General features: G+C 48.7%; 19 protein-coding genes. 9 read left to right on the forward strand and 10 right to left on the reverse strand.

The annotated features are described in order from the left end of the window. Positions 1–7 precede the first annotated feature (7 nt). Together ACTQ53_RS13565 and ACTQ53_RS13570 are read left to right on the forward strand one after the other, a co-directional pair. Complete coding sequence (locus ACTQ53_RS13565; protein WP_441933504.1) at positions 8–1,462, forward strand: right-handed parallel beta-helix repeat-containing protein; 1,455 nt, start codon at positions 8–10, stop codon at positions 1,460–1,462. Then, a complete protein-coding gene (locus tag ACTQ53_RS13570) occupies positions 1,463–2,254 on the forward strand; it encodes a tetratricopeptide repeat protein (RefSeq protein ID WP_441933506.1) in 792 nt (263 codons plus the stop codon). 79 nt (positions 2,255–2,333) lie between these two features. On the opposite strand, the gene ACTQ53_RS13575 is transcribed toward ACTQ53_RS13570, so the two are convergent. The 4 genes from ACTQ53_RS13575 to ACTQ53_RS13590 all read right to left on the reverse strand — a co-directional run bounded on the left by ACTQ53_RS13575 (position 2,334) and on the right by ACTQ53_RS13590 (position 5,359). Beyond that, positions 2,334–2,816, reverse strand: a complete 483-nt coding sequence (locus ACTQ53_RS13575; RefSeq protein WP_294969797.1) for a cytidine deaminase — start codon at positions 2,814–2,816, stop codon at positions 2,334–2,336. A gap of 38 nt (positions 2,817–2,854) precedes the next feature. After that, entirely contained in the window at positions 2,855–3,022 is a 168-nt protein-coding gene (locus tag ACTQ53_RS13580; protein WP_441933508.1) for a hypothetical protein, read from the reverse strand. A 1-nt stretch (position 3,023) separates the two neighbouring features. Then, positions 3,024–4,313 carry a M64 family metallopeptidase gene (locus ACTQ53_RS13585; protein ID WP_441933510.1) on the reverse strand — a complete coding sequence of 430 codons (1,290 nt, stop codon included), beginning with the start codon at positions 4,311–4,313 and terminating at the stop codon, positions 3,024–3,026. Positions 4,314–4,432: 119 nt separating this feature from the next. Further along, positions 4,433–5,359, reverse strand: a complete 927-nt coding sequence (locus ACTQ53_RS13590) for a glucosaminidase domain-containing protein (protein ID WP_441933512.1) — start codon at positions 5,357–5,359, stop codon at positions 4,433–4,435. An 80-nt stretch (positions 5,360–5,439) separates the two neighbouring features. On the opposite strand from ACTQ53_RS13590, the gene ACTQ53_RS13595 reads away from it, so the two are divergent. Next, positions 5,440–5,943 carry a 2-amino-4-hydroxy-6-hydroxymethyldihydropteridine diphosphokinase gene (locus ACTQ53_RS13595; protein ID WP_441933514.1) on the forward strand — a complete coding sequence of 168 codons (504 nt, stop codon included), beginning with the start codon at positions 5,440–5,442 and terminating at the stop codon, positions 5,941–5,943. Positions 5,944–5,974: 31 nt separating this feature from the next. Here ACTQ53_RS13595 and nrdG read toward each other — a convergent pair whose 3' ends face one another. The 4 genes from nrdG to ACTQ53_RS13615 form a co-directional block, all read right to left on the reverse strand. Next, positions 5,975–6,490, reverse strand: a complete 516-nt coding sequence (gene nrdG / locus ACTQ53_RS13600; protein WP_153122319.1) for an anaerobic ribonucleoside-triphosphate reductase activating protein — start codon at positions 6,488–6,490, stop codon at positions 5,975–5,977. A 3-nt stretch (positions 6,491–6,493) separates the two neighbouring features. After that, a complete protein-coding gene (locus ACTQ53_RS13605) occupies positions 6,494–8,713 on the reverse strand; it encodes an anaerobic ribonucleoside triphosphate reductase (protein ID WP_295346872.1) in 2,220 nt (739 codons plus the stop codon). A 316-nt stretch (positions 8,714–9,029) separates the two neighbouring features. Next, positions 9,030–9,869: a type II pantothenate kinase gene (coaW, locus tag ACTQ53_RS13610; protein ID WP_294969775.1), complete on the reverse strand. Its 840-nt coding sequence runs from the start codon at positions 9,867–9,869 to the stop codon at positions 9,030–9,032. A gap of 115 nt (positions 9,870–9,984) precedes the next feature. Beyond that, entirely contained in the window at positions 9,985–11,451 is a 1,467-nt protein-coding gene (locus ACTQ53_RS13615) for an SLC13 family permease (RefSeq protein WP_294969772.1), read from the reverse strand. 412 nt (positions 11,452–11,863) lie between these two features. Between ACTQ53_RS13615 and ACTQ53_RS13620 the strand changes: the two genes are divergently transcribed. After that, entirely contained in the window at positions 11,864–12,148 is a 285-nt protein-coding gene (locus ACTQ53_RS13620) for a hypothetical protein (RefSeq protein WP_217759943.1), read from the forward strand. Between the two features lie 488 nt (positions 12,149–12,636). On the opposite strand, the gene ACTQ53_RS13625 is transcribed toward ACTQ53_RS13620, so the two are convergent. Together ACTQ53_RS13625 and ACTQ53_RS13630 are read right to left on the reverse strand one after the other, a co-directional pair. After that, positions 12,637–13,248 carry an HU family DNA-binding protein gene (locus ACTQ53_RS13625; RefSeq protein ID WP_441933517.1) on the reverse strand — a complete coding sequence of 204 codons (612 nt, stop codon included), beginning with the start codon at positions 13,246–13,248 and terminating at the stop codon, positions 12,637–12,639. A 36-nt stretch (positions 13,249–13,284) separates the two neighbouring features. Further along, entirely contained in the window at positions 13,285–13,377 is a 93-nt protein-coding gene (locus tag ACTQ53_RS13630; protein ID WP_153117805.1) for a smalltalk protein, read from the reverse strand. A gap of 808 nt (positions 13,378–14,185) precedes the next feature. Between ACTQ53_RS13630 and ACTQ53_RS13635 the strand changes: the two genes are divergently transcribed. From ACTQ53_RS13635 to ACTQ53_RS13655, 5 genes are all read left to right on the forward strand, one after another. Continuing rightward, positions 14,186–15,184 carry a hypothetical protein gene (locus ACTQ53_RS13635; RefSeq protein ID WP_441933519.1) on the forward strand — a complete coding sequence of 333 codons (999 nt, stop codon included), beginning with the start codon at positions 14,186–14,188 and terminating at the stop codon, positions 15,182–15,184. Continuing rightward, on the forward strand, positions 15,171–16,196 hold the full coding sequence (locus tag ACTQ53_RS13640) for a hypothetical protein (protein WP_441933521.1): 1,026 nt from the start codon (positions 15,171–15,173) through the stop codon (positions 16,194–16,196). Before ACTQ53_RS13635 ends, ACTQ53_RS13640 begins: the two co-directional genes overlap by 14 nt. Before the next feature lie 313 nt (positions 16,197–16,509). Continuing rightward, complete coding sequence (locus ACTQ53_RS13645; protein ID WP_441933523.1) at positions 16,510–17,133, forward strand: hypothetical protein; 624 nt, start codon at positions 16,510–16,512, stop codon at positions 17,131–17,133. Between the two features lie 385 nt (positions 17,134–17,518). After that, positions 17,519–17,857: a type II toxin-antitoxin system RelE/ParE family toxin gene (locus tag ACTQ53_RS13650; RefSeq protein WP_158463883.1), complete on the forward strand. Its 339-nt coding sequence runs from the start codon at positions 17,519–17,521 to the stop codon at positions 17,855–17,857. A gap of 2 nt (positions 17,858–17,859) precedes the next feature. Continuing rightward, positions 17,860–18,189 carry a helix-turn-helix transcriptional regulator gene (locus tag ACTQ53_RS13655; protein ID WP_153124261.1) on the forward strand — a complete coding sequence of 110 codons (330 nt, stop codon included), beginning with the start codon at positions 17,860–17,862 and terminating at the stop codon, positions 18,187–18,189. Positions 18,190–18,361: the final 172 nt, after the last annotated feature.

The following is an 18,361-nucleotide window of genomic DNA, read 5'->3' on the forward strand; positions in this document are numbered from 1 at the left end:
TATAGATATGAAACGGAAAAAGGGATTTTTGTATATAATGGGTGTGGGGATGGCGATGAGCGCCTTGCTTGCCAGTTGTGCCGACGATGAGAGTTTCTCAACGTCGAGGGGAGATGTGCTGTCGTTTTCGGTAGATACGCTGAAGATGGACACCACCTTCTCGAATGTGCCTACTCCTACCCGAAGCTTCTGGGTTTACAACCGTACGGGCAAGGGGCTGCGCTGCCAGTCGGTGCGTCTGGAAAATGGTAACCAGAAGGGCTACCGGGTGAATGTTGACGGATCTTATCTGGGCAGCGAAGCGGGATTCCAGACGCAGAATGTGGAGATCAGGAAGGGTGACAGCATACGCGTGTTTGTAGAGCTGACTACGGCGATGCAGAACAGCGAAGAGCCGCAGCTGGTGAGCGATAACCTGGTGTTTGCGCTGGAAAGCGGCGTGGAGCAGAAGGTGAATCTGAGGGCGTTTTCATGGGATGCGATGAAACTCAATTCGCTTGAGGTGAAGGAAGACAAGCTTCTGGAGAGCACGTTGCCGGTTGTGGTTTATGGTGGCATCAGGGTTGATTCGGCGGCTACGCTGACCATAGCTCCGGGCACCCAACTCTATTTCCACGAGAATGCGGGCTTGCAGGTGTTCGGTTCGCTGAAGGTTGAGGGCGAGAAGGACAGGGAAGTGGTGATGCGGGGCGACCGACTGGACCACATGTTCGATTATCTGCCTTATGACCGCACGCCGGGACAATGGCAGGGCATCAGACTGATGTCTTCGGCTCATGACTGTAGGATTTCGTTTGCTGATATTCATAGTGCCTACAATGCCGTGATGATAGAACCGGGTGATGCTACGAAGCAGAAACTTCTCATCGAGAATGCTACGGTTCATAACAGTCAGGGCTACGGAGTGAGGGTTGATTCTGCCAAGGTGCAGATTTATAACTCGCAGATAACCAACTGCCTGAAACATCCGCTCTATGTAGAGGGTGGTGATGTTGAGGTAAATGGCTGCACCATTGCCCAGTTCTATCCGTTTGATGGTCGTCGCGAGTCGGCCATCGGTTTTGCCTCTCCGTTGCCTCGTTTCGAGGTGAGAAATTCGCTCGTAACGGGTTATCATGATGATGAGGTGGTTTGGGAGGCTCCGAAAGAGGAGGATGCCTTCAATTTCCTCTTCGACCATTGCGTGTTGCGCACGGAGAAGATGCAGGGGGACGACAGTCTGAAGTTTACCAATGTCATTTATGAGGATGTGAAGGATACCACGATGTATGGCGAGAAGCATTTCGTGCTGTTCGATACCGATAATCTGAAGTATGATTTCCGTCTCCGCAAGGAGTCGGCAGCGATAGGAAAGGCTGATGCAGCTACCTCATTGCCTGTAGACAGGAATGGATTGAGAAGAAAGGAGACGCCTGATGCCGGCTGCTATGAGTCGGAGTATGATGATGGGGAGGAGGAGTAGATGAAGTTTAGGATATTGGTTGGCAGTCTGCTTGTCTGGGGAAGTTTGCCGGGTTGGGCAGTGCCGGGTATTGGAGCTTTGGCCCTTTCTGGGGGTAGGAGCTTTTGTGCCTTCAGCCCGTCCTTGAACCGATCGGAAACGGCAGCGGAAAGCGCTTCCTTTCAAGAGAAGAAGGGTGATAGGAAGGCGGATGCCGAGCAGTTGGCGAGGGCATTGGATTACTTCGCTTCCGAGAAGTTTCATGAGTGCCTGGTGTTGCTCCAGCCGCTCAACAGGCGTTACAAGTTGAATCCCCGCTACCGGGCTTATCTGGCGGTGTGCCTGTATTATGAGTGGGAGTATGCCGAAGCCATCCGGCTCTTTGATGAGGTGCTTCCGCAGTTGCAGGGTTTGGCTCCCCATGAGCTTTCGCTCTATTACTGGATGGATGCGGAGAGTTATTTTGCGCTCCAGCAATATGACCGTGCCTTGCCGCTCTACGGGAAGATGCTGCCTATTTGTTGGGATAATGAGAAGCCTGATGCCTATTATCGCCTGGGCTTCTGCCATCTCTTCGCAGCAGAAAGTCCGGGGGCTTCTTCTTCAGAAAAGGTTTCGGGTTCATCGGAAAGTTCGGGGTCTTCAGAAAAGGCTTCGGGTTCATCGGAAAGTTCGGGTTCTTCGGCAGAAGAAAGGAAGAAGGCGAAGGAATGTTTCGAGCTTTCCCTGGAAGGGTATTTGAAGTATAGGAACACTCCCAATGAAAAGGCAAGAATCGCCCAGATTCGCCACATGTTAGGAGGTTTGAAATAAGACAAATCGCCCCGATTCGCCACACGCCCTGAACCAACGGCCGGTGACCGTTGGCTCAGGGCGCATGGGGCAATAACCTTTATTCCTTCATGTTCGCATCCACGAAAGAGAAGGGGAGGAGGTCCTTGATGCTGTGGAAGCAGAAGATGCCATTCTCGCCATAGAGCAGGATGCGGACGGGCTTCTGATAGCGGTCCTCCATCTCCAATATCACCTGGCGGCAGGCACCGCAGGGCGAAATAGGCGACTTGAGGAAACCGTTCTCATTGCGGGCAGCTATCGCCAGGGTGGTAATCGCCAGTTCAGGATAATAGCTCTGCGCACCAAAGATAGCACTGCGCTCGGCACATAGTCCCGATGGGAATGCCGCATTCTCCTGATTGGCACCTATCACCATCTTGCCGTCTGCAAGAAGACAGGCTGCACCTACGTAGAAATGACTGTAGTTGGCATAGGCATGATTCGTAGCGTCCATCGCCTTCTTCACCAACTCCTGCTCTGTTTCGCCCAACTCCGAGAGCTCAGCTATCTGGTATTGGATCTTTAATTCTTTCTCTTTCATAAGTTTCTCTTTTATAGGTTTTTATTCCGATTCTCTTTCTACAAAAAGCAGAATCTGCTCATCTGCTTCATGCAGAAATCGATGATCTGCTTCGTGCAGAATCCGCTCGTCTGCTTCATGCAAAATCCGATGAACTGCAAAAAGCAGAAACCGCTCATCTGCTTCATGCAAAATCCGATGAACTGCAAAAAGCAGAAACCGCTCATACTACTTCGTATAGAAATCGATGATCTGCTTCAATGCATCCTGGCAAACGGAGCAGAACTCTGGAGTCTCGTTGATGCGCATGCGGCAGTCCTGAACGCCACGGTATACGCCCTTAGGACTGTATCCGGCACCCTCGAAGACGCCCACCTTGGTCTTTGCCACCTTCTCGTTCTTTGACAATGGAGTAGGAACCTTGGTGCCCTTCTTGATCATGTTCTCCCATTTTCCGTGGAAGTCGGCAAGGGTGGTGATGTTCTTCTCCCATGGCTCCACATCGTGTGGATACATCGGAATCTGCTCTGACTCGTAGGCATACTCATCGGCAAGACCGGCAAATGAATGTCCGAACTCGTGTACCACTACCGGCTTGAACCACTGCTGGTGGCAGGTGGTGAGGTTGTAGGAGTTGAGGATGCCGCCGCCACCGTATTTGTCTGAATTCACGAGGACGATGATGTGCTCGTATGGTGTACCAGCCAGCCAGTTGTGCAGGTCCTTCAGATGCAGGGTGGTCAGGTACCGGTCGCTGTAGAAGGTGTCGAAATGGGAGCTGAGTGCCGTCTTGTGCCAGATGCCCTTGGATGGGATGCTAGGTCCGCTTTCCTGGGATGGCGACTTCACGGCAACGATGTTGAAGCGGTCTCTCATGCTCTTGAACGGCTCATGGGCGAAGATGGCCTCCGTAGCCTCCTTGGCATCCTTCAGGAAGACAGGCATTTCTGCCTCGGTATAGCCCTCAGCCACGTAGGCGATGTGGATACACTTGGTGGTATCGGCAGCCTGCTGCAGGGTTTCGTAAGGAGTAGGCTGGTTGCCCATCTGATGGATGAGGATGTCCGTCGGAGCCACCTGATGGGTGAGCGATGTCATCACCTCGCGTCGGTTGTTGCGCAGGTCTACGGTGATGTCTACCGTATCCTTTGGCATCGGCACGAGGAATACGTTTTCGAAGCTCTGGGTGTTCTTCTCTGATTCCGGGTAGGAGAGCCATTCCTGGAAGAGGGTAGAGAAGGAGTTGCGGTAGATGACCTTGCCCGTGCGATGGTCGCGGACGGTAATCTGTCCGTTGCCCTCTACAGGCAGTTCTGCCAGTCGCTGATGCTTGCCATACCATCGTGGCATCACGTTCAGCTGGTCTACGGCAATCATCTGTGTCTTCTTGTTGCCGGCAAAGGTATAGTCTACTCGCAGCGTCTTGTCTACGAAATAATCGTCAAAGTTCTGCGCCAGTATTGTGCTGGGCGCCAGCAGCATCGCCATGGTGGCGAGGGATAATATCATTTTCTTCATTGTCTTTTCATTTGAAATTCACATTCACATTCACATTTCGTTCACATTTCCGGCAGGTGCCATGAAATCACCGAATCACCAAGTGACCGAATCACCAATTATTAATTATCAATTATTAATTATCTCACTCTCAGCCTGTCGCCTATTCTGAGCTTGTAGTCGGCAGGGAGATGGTTCTTCTTGTAGAGATACTTCATGCGCATGCCATACTTCTGCGAGATGGTGTACATGCTTTCTCCCGGCTGAACCACGTGAGGACGTCGCTTGTACTGCTTAGGCGCCTTCTTGCGCTTCTTCTTCAGATAGACGATGTCGCCCTTCTTCAGCACGTCGTGCTTGTCGCGCTCGTTGTATCTGGCCAGTTTTCTCCAGCTGATGCCCACTTCCTTGCCCAGTGCCTTGAAGGTATCTCCCTCGCGGGCATAGAGATAGTAGTTGTCGTTGAACAGGTGGATAGGGTGGAGCAGCCCCTGACCGTTGATAGGCTGGTCGGTGCCGCTGTGGCTTGCCATGAAGCGGTCGTAGCGCTTTGCCTTGTCGTAGTCGAAGAGCTTGTAGAGCTCGATAATCTGTATCAGCTTGTTGGCATACTGCGGATTGGTGGCATAGCCGCAGGCCTTCAGTCCTCTTGCCCAACCCTTGTAGTCGGTCAGCGAGAGCTGGAACAGTCGGGAATAGCGTGGCTGTCTTGCAAGAAACTTGCTATGGTCTTCATAGCTGTCTCTTGCGTCACGGTATACTCTGAAGCATTCGCCCCGGGCATCGTCGTCATGATACTGTGTAGGACCGGTCCAGTCGTGGCATTTGATGCCGAAGTGGTTGTTGCCCTGCCTCACGAGGTCGCTCCTTCCGGCAGCACTCTCAAAGAGTCCCTGTGCTAGGGTGATGCTGGCAGGTATGCGGTAACGTAGCATCTGTTCGATGGCCAGGTCCTTATACTGGTTGATGTATGTCTGGTAGGTCTGATTCCATTTCATCTGTGCTCCCGAAGAGAGTGCGCAGGTTGATAGCAAAAAGGCCAGAAAATATGTTTTTATTCGATTCATAGTGCAAAAATAATAAAAAAAGCAATAAAACCATCATTTATTTAAGTATTTTCACTATCTTTGCATAAGAATTATATTAATTGGCTGCCTTCGGCAATTCGGGGAACTGTTCTTTCGTAGCTCCCGGCAGCAAAAATGAAGAGAAAATGCTTAATTTCAAGAAGAAAATACTGATCATCTTTGCAGTGGGTTCCAACGAGAATCAGAAGAATCATGTGGCTATGGCCAAACGTCAGCTGGAGAATGCCTTTGAAGACATCAGGTTCAGCCCTGACATGTGGACCAAACCCATCGGCATGCCTCATTCCAAACCGTTTCTCAATACGGTTGGGGCGACGTATGTCCATGTGGTTGAGGACCGTGTGCTGCAGGCGTTCCGGGATGTGGAGCGGAGATGTGGGCGCACCGTTGCCCGCAGCAGGCGTGGGGAGATTCTGATAGATGTAGACCTGCTCTTCTATGAGGATCACTTCTGCCATGAAGAGGACTGGGACCGCGACTATATCCGGCAACTGGTCAGGGAACTCAAGTCGTATCTCTCGGAAGAAGAGTGGAAGATGCTGGCGGAGAAAATCAAGGAATAAAAAAAGAATCCGAATCTCGTGCTTTTGGGAATCAGAGCACGGGATTCGGATTTTCTTTTGTGAGATGTATTTCTACTACCTTGCCTTCCTGCAGGGATTTCTTTACATTGATGATGCGCTGGTTGCTGCTGCCCCGGAAGAAGAGGTCGGTATCGCGCTTGTCCTTCTGGTAAGGACCGTCTACCAGTACGTCTATCAGCTTCAGGAGTTCAAGCTGAGCCGGATTCTTCACCAGGTTCTCGAAGAGAAAGCCCGTGAAGCACCAGATGGTCTTGTCGCTCTGCTGGCGGATGGCTCGTGCCAGTTCGGCAAAACCCTCTGCCTGAAACATCGGGTCGCCGCCCGAGAAGGTGACGTTGGCGAAGGGATCGTCCATGATTTCCTTCATCAGCTCCTCGGTAGACGTCATCGTGCCATGGTTGATGTCCCATGACTGGGGATTATGACACTCCGGACAGTGGTTCGGGCAGCCGGCACAATATATGGATGTGCGGAAGCCCGGACCATCTACCATCGTATCATGTACTACGCTCAATACGCTGATCATAGCTTACTTTGAACCTCCAATATGGGTAACACGGTCGTGGAGCTCAGCCAGCTTGCCACTGTTCCAGCGGTCGGTGGTACCTACCAGGTAGCCGGTGATGCGCTGCAGCTTGTCGATGTGGTGGCTGCCGCACTTTGGACAAACCTCCAGGTTGGCATCGGCATTCTCGTAGCCGCAGTCGAGACAGCGGTTGCGGTTGTGGTTCACGGAACCGTAGCCCATGTTGTACTTGTCCATCATGTCTACCACGCTGGCGATGACTGCCGGGTTGTGGGTAGCGTCGCCGTCAATCTCTACATAGAAGATGTGGCCGCCACGGGTCAGGTCGTGGTAAGGAGCCTCGATCTTTGCCTTCTGCAGCGCTGTACACTTGTAGTATACAGGCACGTGGTTGGAGTTGGTATAGTAGTCGCGGTCTGTAATGCCTGGGATGACGCCAAACTCCTTGCGGTCCTTCTTGGTAAACTTGCCGCTCAAGCCCTCGGCTGGGGTAGCCAGCACGGAGTAGTTGTGGTGATATTTCTCGCTGAATTCGTTGGCACGGTCGCGCATGTAGGTCACGATTTTCAGACCCAGCTCCTGAGCTTCCTCGCTCTCGCCGTGGTGCTTGCCGATGAGCGCCTTGAGGCACTCTGCCAGTCCGATGAATCCGATGCCCAGAGTTCCGTGGTTGATGACGCTTTCGATGGTGTCAGTAGGCTCCAGCTTTTCAGCGCCCACCCAGAGATATTTCATCAGCAGTGGGAACTGCTTTGCCATGGCAGTCTTCTGGAACTGGAATCGCTCGTCCAGCTGCTTGGCAGTGATATCCAGCAGGTTGTCGAGCTTGGCAAAGAACATGTCGATGCGCTGCTGCTTGTTCTCGATGCCCATGCATTCGATGGCGAGCTTCACGATGTTGATGGTAGAGAAGCTCAGGTTGCCTCGTGCGATGCTGGTCTTCTCGCCCCAGCGGTCTTCGAATACGCGGGTGCGGCATCCCATGGTTGCTATCTCCCACTTGTAGCGCTCAGGGTCGTCAGCTCTCCACTTCTCGTTCTGGTTGAATGTGGCATCCAGGTTCAGGAAGTTAGGGAAGAAACGGCGTGCTGTCACCTTGCATGCAAGCTGGTAGAGGTCGTAGTTTCTGTCCTCAGGCAGATAGTTGACGCCTCTCTTCTTCTTCCATATCTGGATAGGGAAGATGGCAGTCTCGCCGTTGCCCACGCCATCGTAGGTGCTGAGCAGGATTTCGCGCATGATGCAGCGCCCCTCGGCACTGGTATCCGTACCATAGTTGATGCTTGAGAATACCACCTGGTTACCGCCACGTGAGTGGATGGTGTTCATGTTGTGGATGAAAGCCTCCATAGCCTGATGCACGCGGTTCACGGTCTTGTTGATGGCGTGCTGCTCCAGGCGTGCCTTGCCCTGCAGTCCTTCCAGCGGCTTCTCCTCGTAGTCGTCGATAGGAGCGTCGTAGAGGTCCTTCAGGTCTTCGCCTGTCAGCTTCTCCAGGTTCTTCACCTCTTCCTGATACGACATGCGTACGTATGGAGCCAGGTAGAAGTCGAAGGCAGGGATAGCCTGTCCGCCGTGCATTTCGTTCTGGCATGTTTCCAGCGAGATGCAGGCCAGTACGGCTGCTGTCTCTATGCGCTTGGCAGGACGGCTGGAACCGTGGCCTGCCGTGAATCCGTGGTGCAGGATGATGTCCAGCGGATGCTGCACGCAGGTGAGGCTCTTGGTTGGATAGTAATCCTTGTCGTGGATGTGGAGATAGTTGTGCGTAACGGCGTCGCGCGACTCTTCTGAGAGCAGGTAGTCGTCAACGAAAGGCTTGGTGGTCTCCGATGCGAACTTCATCATCATTCCGGCAGGAGTGTCAGCGTTCATGTTGGCATTCTCGCGGGTGATGTCGTTGTTCTTGGCATTGACGATGCTCATGAACACGTCGCGTGTCTTCGCCTTGCGGGCGATGTTGCGCTGGTTGCGGTATGCGATATACTTCTGGGCAACATCCTTGCGGGCACTCTTCATGAGTTCCAGCTCGATGGCGTCCTGGATGGCCTCCACGCTCATCTGGCTCTTGCCACGATAAGAGATGTGGTCGGTAATCTGCTCGATGAGGGCGATATCTTCACCCTTATCGGTATGCAACATGGCTTTACGGATTGCAGCCATTATCTTTTGTTCGTTGAATCCAACGATGCGTCCGTCGCGCTTTACTACTGTTTGAATCATTATACTATTACTTTTACGATTAATGATTAAATTGCTTAATACTAAGTTCTTATGTCACGAATAGATTACAGTGTAACCATTTTCGACATTGCAAAGGTACAAATAATTCCTGAAAACGGCAAGCTTTTGGACAACTTTTTTATAGTTAAAAAACATTAAGTCGCTGAAAATCAGGGAAATAACAAAACGTTTTGGAAAACCTTTACAAAATTTTGTTTCCCAAAACGTTTAAGTGGTTATATATCAGGCCGTTGTGGCGCTGTGCTTTCTGTGGGTGCTTTTTTCTTGTTTCTTGTGCTTTTTCTGCCGGGGCAGACTATTCCTCCTTCTGCCCCCTTTTGTAGTCGAGGGCAGCACCGATGGCGGTACAGAACTCCGAGTATTTCGGTATTCTGAATCTCACGCCGTAGAGCTTTTCCATGGCTGGGAATACCTCGCGGCACTGGGGCAGGAGGGTGAGATTGCCTATCATCACGAAGTCCTTGATGCCCGATTCCAGGGACGAGAGGATGGTGGCAGAACCGATGCTCTGCAATACCATGCCGATGAGTCCCATGGCGATGTCCTCGCGCGATGCATTCGCCTTGGCATTGCTGAAGAGCGAAGCCGTGGCGGTCATCGGAAGACCCGGCAGAGGCTTGGCGCTGATGTCGCCTATCAGGAGGTTGATCTTCGAGATGTCACCGTCCTTGGCCAGGTTCACTATCTGCTTGATGTCGTCGGTCTTCAGCATGATGCGGCTCAGACCCGCCAGGGTGCCGCCTCCGATGCCGATACCTCCGATGTGCTTGATGTCGTTGCCGTCGCATTTCACGAGCGATGTGCCCGTGCCCATGCTCACCACGATCATGCGGTCGAGCTTGCTCTCGTATCGGGCTCCCAGTCCGTCGGCAACGAATTCCTCACTCTTCGATGTGGGCAGACCGTAGATGCGCTCTTCGATGTAGGCTGCTCCCACACCGGTCAGCATCACGTGTTCCACCTCGTCGAGGGTAATCCTGTTGTCGTGCAGGTATTTTCCGAAGGCTCCGTAGAGCGATGTGATGGGGTCGGTAGCCTTGATGCGGATAGGGCTGATTACCATGCCGCTGGCGTCGATACCTACTATCTTGGTCGTAGAAATGCCTACGTCTATTCCGATTACTATCTTCTTCATCTCAATATTTTTCTGTATTTTGTTTTTGCGGGTGCAAAGTTACGCCAAAAAAAAGACACTGCAAAATAAAACCTCATTTATTTTGCAGTGTCCTCTTATTTATTGTAGTTTCTCCTTACAGGACTCCCATGCGGCAGAAGAATACCAGCATGGAGTAGCCTATCAGGATGCAGATGACACCGATGGTGGCTCCTGCCTTCACCATGTCCGTCTGCTGGATGAGTCCGGTAGAGTAGGCGATGGCGTTTGGAGGGGTTGAGATAGGCAGCGACATGGCACAGCTGGCTGCTACTGCCACACCGATGAGGATGGTGGATGTACCGCCGATTTCGGCAAGCTTGTCGCCCATGCCCGCACATACCACGCTCAGGATAGGAATCAGGAGGGCTGCGGTGGCGGTGTTGGAGATGAAGTTACTCAGCGCAAAGCATACCAGACCGGAGATGACCATGATGACCAGCGGGTTGAACTCGCCAAACGGAATACTCTTCACGGCTACCTCGGCCAGTCCGGTACCGTTCATCGCAAGACCCAGGGCGAAACCTCCTGCCACCATCCAGATAACCGACCAGTCGATGTCCTTCAGGTCGTTGGCGGTGATGACGCCCGTGAAGGCGAACACGGCGATAGGCAGCATCGCCACGGTATTGGCGTTGACGCCCAGCTGCTTACCGAATACCCAGAGGATGATGGTGAGGATGAAGGTGGCAGCCACTACGGCTGTGCGCCAGTTGCTGTGCGCATGGCTCTCTATCTTGATTTCGATGGTTTTCTGTGAGAATGGGAACATCTTGAGCAGGATGAACCATGCCACGATGAGCATCAGGATGACCATCGGCGCCATGATCATCATCCAGTCGCCGAATCCGATGCCCATGTTCAGACCCTGAGGGTCGTTGAGCACCTTGTAGGCGAAGGCGTTAGGAGGGGTTCCGATAGGTGTACCCATACCGCCCAGGTTGGCTCCGATAGGAATGGCCATGGTGAGCGCCACGCGGCCCTTTCCGCCCGGAGGCAAAGCCTTGAACACAGGGGTGAGGAAGGTGAGCATCATGGCTGCGGTGGCGGTGTTGGAGATGAACATCGAGAAGATGCCGGTGATGAGCATGAAGCCCAGCAGCACGTGCTCCGAGCGCTTGCCGAACGGGGCTATCAGCACTTTTGCCATCTTGGCATCCAGTCCGCTCTTCGTGGCTGCTATCGCCAGCACGAATCCGCCCAGGAAGAGGATGATGGTTGGGTCGGCAAAGCATGCCATCACACCCTGATAGTCGAGCAGCTGTCCCATCTCGGCCTCAGAACCCTGCATGATCTTGAATGCCGAGTCGCTGGCAAAGAAGAGCAGCACGAAGATGATTACCACACTCGTGGCCCAGGCCGGAATAGCTTCGGTGAGCCACAGCATCACTGCCATCACGAAGATGGCGATGATGCGCTGTTGAACTACTGTAAGTCCCTCGATGCCGAAGCTGTCGATGGGCAAGTTCCAAACAATGACCGTGACGAGTGCCGTCAGTAGGAAGAGCAGTGCCTTCTTGCGATTAAAATCGCCGGTCAGTACCTTTTTTACCGTTTCTTGCATTTCTCTATGTTATTGTGTTATTTGTTAGTTTTGCTTTCAAATTGATAGTTTTTCCTTTTCCGGAATCCCAATACATTATTATATATATAAAGGGGCTTTCAGATTATTGGAGCGCCACCTTGGGGCGGCACTCCAACACATTGCAAAAATACATATATTTTTTGAAAAAACCATGTTTTATCGGGAAAAACGATGGAAAAAGCACTTTTTTTATGCAAAAACTAAAAATAATCGGGATTTTTTGAACAACATTGGAATATTTTTGCTATATTTGCGGTGCGTTTCGAGATAACAGCTATCGCGGGCGCCTATCGCATTGGGATGATTGCCCCTGGAAGGGAGCGAGGACTACAGGCGGTAGAGAGAATACTACAACTTGGATAAAACGTAAAAACGTATAGAATTTAAGATCATGAATCAGACAGTATTGTTCACTATCATCGTGCTGGTGATTGTCTTCGCAGTCACAGTATCTTCCTACTACCATAAACGACATATGGAGTACAAGATGAGCGATATAGAAAAGGCGGTTAGAAAGTCATTTCCTAAGGGTGTGGATTCCATCACCAAGCAGGAGCTTGTGACTGGCATCAAGAAGCATTTCCATTGCTCAGCCAAGGAGGCGCACTACATCATCGGTGTGGCTCGTCGCAAGAAGCTGGTGGATATCGCCGCTGAGTTCGTGACATTATTATAGAATTAGTTATTAGGTTGACTGGTCTTACTGACCTGTCATATTTTGGGTTTCGCACACGGCGGTGTGCGACAGCAAATTATTAGAGTCAGACGTCTTTCCAGCGCAGGGATGCGCCGGGGGGATTTTCTGTTGTTAGTAAAAGCACTTTTTTTAAGTGCGTCATGAATTCAATTTGCGCAGGGATGCGCTGTTGGTTGTTATTTTTAACGCCATTCTTTGGTGTTAGTTTTTAAGATTAGTGTTTGTTTTTTTCTTGCGCAGTGATGCGCAGGAAACTGTTTTTTGGTAGATTAGTTTAATTTAGGCAGGAAGAAAGGTGCAAGGATACAAAAAGGGTGTACATGACCAAGGTATACTGTAAAAGGTATGCCTCGGGCATGACGCCCTACTTTTTTTAGGATTCTCCCCTGTTAGATTCTTCCTCTTTTAGAGTTTTTTCTCTTTTAGAGTTTTTCTCTGTTAGATTCTTCCTCTTTTAGGGGAGCTGTTTAGAGACCTACGTCTCCGCTATCGGTGCCACCGCCTTCGGTGTTTCCGCCACCGCCTTCGGTATTTCCGCCACCGCCCTCGGTGTTTCCGCCACCGCCTTCGGTATTTCCGCCACCGCCCTCGGTATTGCTTCCGGTTCCGTCAGAACCGCCACCGCCAGGGTTGTCGTCGCCCGAAGGCTTGTCGGTAGAGGTAACCTGCTTCACCACCTTACCGTTTCGGTCGTAGCAGGTGATGCTGACGGAAGTCTCCTCCAGTTGCTTCTTGATTTCGGTGTTAGGCACGAAGATGATGTAGCGGCGGGTGATGAGGTTGGTGCTCACCTTGTTCACATCCTCCACGGCAGTAGAGTTGAGACCGAAACGGAGGCTACCCAGTCCTGGCACAGCCACGCTATGGCCCTCGGTGGCCCAGGCAGCTATCACGTCGCCGATGGCAGTCCATCCGGCATTGATCACCGCCTTAGGCAGACCGCTTCGGATGGCAGCTTCCTCGATTACCTTACTTGCGTTCAGCTGGCTGTAGAGGTCAGCCTGCATGACGAACGCCCACTTCTGCTTTCCTTTTTCGAACGCCACGTTGCGCTCGATAGCTTTTACTTTAATTCCCATAATCTAAATAGTTTTTTAAATGGTTAAACAATCAGTCTACATGCAGCTGGTAACGCCGAGGGTAGTGCCGATGGCGGTGAGTACTGCGATGAGCATCTGCAAGATAGTTTTCCAAACTTCCTTTTTCATTTTCTTTTTTCCTTTCTTTTTTAGTGGTTCAACATTTAGAAAGAGATAGGGCAGGTGTGCACCCCTGTCGTTTTCCCCCTCCGTTTTTTAGTGGTTAATTTCCCATTTGCCGTTCTTGATGAATGACAGTGCAGCTTTTCTTCTAACACAGTGCAAAGATACAAAAAAAATCGCCCGAATGCAATAGTTGTCCTGAATCACGTGCATCCTTGTCCCGAATCATGTGCATTCCTCCCTCGTTTCCCATTCTCTTCCGCCTAATTTAACATTATATGGCATGTTTTGCCTTTCCAACTGCGTCCCGATGCAGTCGGCGCTGCGTCGCCACGTATCGTCCGTTGCGTCGTGACGTGGCTGGCGCTGCGTCGCCACGCAGTTTTGGGGGCATCGGGCGCACAGTTACTTCCTCTATGTGGGTTAGCTGGTTGATAGGAGGAAAGGCAAAAATGTGAATGTGAATGTGAATTTGAAATGTTTTTCAATGTTACCTGAAGGAGAAGCGTATAATCGTGTTTAAGTAATAGTAGCCATTATAATAGGTTAATATTATATATATAATAAGGTACGCGCGCGAGGCCTGAATTTCATTCACAATATCCTATAAAAGGGATGGATGGAACAACCCGATACATTGACTTACATTTCAAATTCACATTCACATTCACATTTTGTTCCGACTGCTATATGGAAAAATGATATTTAAATCTGAAAAAAAATAACTTTTTTCTTGTTAGTTTGAGAAAAAAGTGTTACTTTTGTACCTACTATGAGAAATAACTTTCATAGTGACTTTTTAAAATAAGGGCTAATGACCTATAACAATAATAACATCACATCTTTTGTGGTTTTCAAGTATGATTTCTGCAAAACACGAAATCTTTCAAAAGTAGAGGGAACTCTGCCTTTGGAGTTTTCCGGTATACCATCTTCTGAACATTATCTGGAATGTCAGAATGGTTTTGAGAGAGTAATGGACAGTTTGCTGGAAAGCAAGAAAATGACTTTGGTGGAATCAAAGAAGAATGCTGATGCCATCATCCACGACAATCGAATATTGGGATTTCGAGAGGGAGTGGCTGTGCTGGACGTATGTGCAGACAAGAAGGAATTCTATTGGAGTAACTTTACTGAGAATGAAATTCACAACCAGCCTTTCTGCAAGGTGATTATTGATAATCGCCCCAACAAAGGTTTCCTTTTTGTGGAAGAATCTACAATCTTCGGGGGCAAAAAAGGACAGGACAAGGTGGTGGCTCTTCTGCGGGATAATATCAACAGGGTGGCGAATCAATATGGCTGGAATATGGTTATTTCAGCCAAGTTGCCACCTGGTGATTTCTTTGATGCCGTGGCTGAAAGAATCAAGGCAGGCTATAAGCCAAAGGCTGTGGTGTTTTCATTTCCTCGCCATCAGACTCTTAGCGATGCGCCATATTCCTTTGTCAGGCAATTCCAGATGCAGCATTCCTTCATGGAGTGCATCAATGCTCGTAAGTTTCATGCCAGATATGAAGCTGATCCTGGTGAGCAGTTGCGCTTGGACAAGGCAAACAGAGACATTGCCATGTTGGTGAACCTGTGCAGTAAAGAAGATTACGGCATCAAGGTACATTATTGGAAAGGTCCGTGTACCTCTTCCCGTTCGCTGAAACGGACCAAGGTGAAAATATCTGATGCAGAGATTTCTGCCCTGGTCATAGGAGAGGCTGTTTGTTGTGATTGTCATGGGAATTCTCAGTTTGCCTTGATCAATTCTCTTGATATTATTCTTGATGATTTAAAGGGTTACGACGATGAAGTTATTTAATATGAAGACCAGGAAGATGGTAGATAAGTCTTTCTCGCAGTATCTGGTTTATCAGGCTTTCCAAGCCGTCACCCATGATATTTTCAATGACAAGACTTGGTTTCCTACGTCCAGATGTTCATGCGAGGATGTTTTTTATGAGGTATTCTGCATCGTAGACAAAATGATGTTTTCGCATACCGATACGGAGAGCCGCCTTGCCTTTGTGGAAGGAATAGGGCAATATGAGAAAAACTATGTTGACGAGGATGAGTATGCTACAGCTCAGGACGAGCGGCAGAGAATCGTATTTGTCATCCTGTATATGGCAGCTATGATACTTCAGATGATGCCTTTGGAGTCGAAATTGTCTCAATTTTCGGTAATGATTATGGCGCAATGGAGAGGTTACGTAGCTTATGAGTTTTCTAACCGATGCCTGGAATCGCTGGAGAAGAACCGGGATGTGGTTGAACAGATGGCAGCCAAAATCGGTTATTATGGCGAGGATGGTTTCTTCGTTTCATCTCAGATTAATGAACTGATGCGCCAGAACAATGATGAAGAATATCTGCACGGATTCGAGCCTGAACAGAAGAGGACATTGGAATTGGAAGTGACAGACGATGAGCTTCAGGAAAACGGCGGGCAGGAAAAAACGGAAGAAGAAAATAAGGAGAAGGAATGGCTCAAATTGAGCAAGGAAGAAAGAGTAAAGCGAGCCTTGCAGAAGATGATAGACGAGAAGGCTATTCCTTTGAAGAAAGACTATGCCCTGATTATGGTGGCGCTCTCCAGTATCGATGATTTTGCAGGCAAATTTGATAATGGCGCATCTTTCTGCAAGTATCTTACGGAGCAGCTGGGCTTGCCTTCCGACCTGACCAATGCCGGTGCCATCTCCAAGCGTTTCTCCAAGATGCGTGGCGAATTTCCCAACTGGTTGTTTGATGACGTAAGTGATCCTAACGCCCGGCAGAAACTCATCAATATCGCTAACCGTTTTGTTGCCATCTATCGTAAGGGGCAGTAGAAAGCGGGGAAATGATTGCTTCTTGTGAGTGTTGGCAAGTTTTAGATGGAATGTTAAAAACGTAAAATAGTGCAAGTTTTAGGCATATTCTACGTTTAACTGAACTTTCTCATATGGGGAAGTTAAGTGAAGTTAGGGAAGTTAGAAGGAAGTTAAGGGACAAATGTCCTACGTTTTACGCTAGAAGACTATTGTCCCTTAACTTCCCGAACGACCGTAGGGAGTGATAACTTCTTTAACTTCAATCAATTCCCTCACTTGCGAAACTTGAATACGTTTAACATTAGAATAGGTTTAATAGACAAATTAGGATATGAAGTATTTTGTAAAAAAATCAGTCTTACTACTGTTGGTAGTCTTGGCTTTTTGTGCGTGTGACAACAGCAATGAAAATGGTGAAGTTATTCAGCCAAAGCCACAGTCATCGAAAACTGTCGTCAATTATACTGGCGAAGTAGAGTTTGTGGTGGATGCGCCACAAATTCGTGAGGATATAGAGCAGGATTTGAAGGCAAACCCTCCTTTTGGAGGAAGCAAGAAATATCAGTTTGTCATAAAAAAACACTCGATGCTTCCTGCTTTATATATGCTATATGCGGTGAATCCTGAGGACGATAAGTCTGCTGACGGATATATACTGGACATCGCTGGTAAAGTGGAGTATAAGGACAATTATAGATTGTTCCCTGCCGCATCTGCAAATGCTTGGTATAAGATGGATATTGTGCCTGTCGACACAAAGGATGGCAAGCCTGTTGCAACATACGATGTGTTTATGCATCAAAATATTCCTAATTCTTTGCTTCATAGCAAGATGTATTTCTGCGAAGACCTTACGGAGAAATATCGCCAGAAGTTCCCTAATGAAGACATTCATGCCGTGGTTCGCCGTTTGGTTCTTTCTTATGTCAGTGGGGGTGATATTATAAATGAATAGGAACATATCTGAACAGAAGATTTTTTTCTAAAAATCACGCTAAAATCTGCCGAATAGCTTTAAATGAGCTATTTATGAGTTTTTCACCTCAATAGAGGTAATGATTTGGCAATAGTTCTAACTTCTGTGTTATACATAAGTTTGCTTGTCAAACAACTCTTTTCGCAAAGGTACAACAATTAAGTGGATTAACGAAAATCATATCTATTTTTTAGATTTTATTTTCAGTTGATGTTCGCTTTACCCCAATCCAACCATTGTAAGTTCTTTATGCGTAATTATTTGGTTCCAAAATGTTAAAAAATGAGCTATAAGATACATTTAAGCACCAATTGTTTCTTATTTATGAAACATAATACCTATCTTTGCAGCAAATTGAGAATGTATGGCACAAAATATCTTCCGACTTGTCTTGACTGACGAGGCACAAGACTTTATTGAGAGTTTACCCGAAGCGGTATCTTACAAGATTTACTACAACATCAAGCGTGTTGTAGGTGGAGAACGTAACAAAGAACTTTTCAAGAAGTTGGAAAATTCGGAAATATGGGAGTTCCGTACATTATACAACAAAACTGCTTATCGCTTGTTTGCCTTCTGGGATAAGGACGAAGAAACTCTTGTGATTGCCACCCATGGCATCATTAAGAAAACTCAAAAGACACCGAGTAAGGAAATAGCGAAAGCAGAAGCAATAAGAAAAGAATATTTCAAAAATAAATAATTATGGCACAAATGAATCTTACCCCATTGGACGATGTGCTCGACAAGCACTTTGGGAAAGTTGGCACTCCAAAACGTGATGCTTTTGAAAGTGATGTGGATGAAGCTTTGCATGCATACCGTTTGGGAGAAGCCATCAAGAAGGCTCGCATAGAACAGAACTTGACACAAGAACAACTTGGTGAGCGTATAGGTGTGAAAAGAGCGCAGATTTCTCGCTTGGAAAGAGGTTATAGTATAACAATACCTACTATGCGAAGAGTATTCAAAGCTCTTGGTGTGGTAAATGCAACCATTGATTTGGGGATTGCAGGAAAAGTAGCATTATGGTAGATAAAAAGCTATGCATGTGGCTTTAGAGTATTTGAAACTAAAGTCATATGCATTGCTTTCCTGAGAGTGTAAACTAAACTGTGTCAAGCTACAATAAAAGTAGTTTAACACAGTTTTTATATTATGGACAACTTAGAAATTGATTACAAGAAAGCTGCTCAGCAGTTGCGTA

This window comes from Prevotella sp. Sow4_E9_plate (genome assembly GCF_052116205.1).
GTDB lineage: Bacteria > Bacteroidota > Bacteroidia > Bacteroidales > Bacteroidaceae > Prevotella.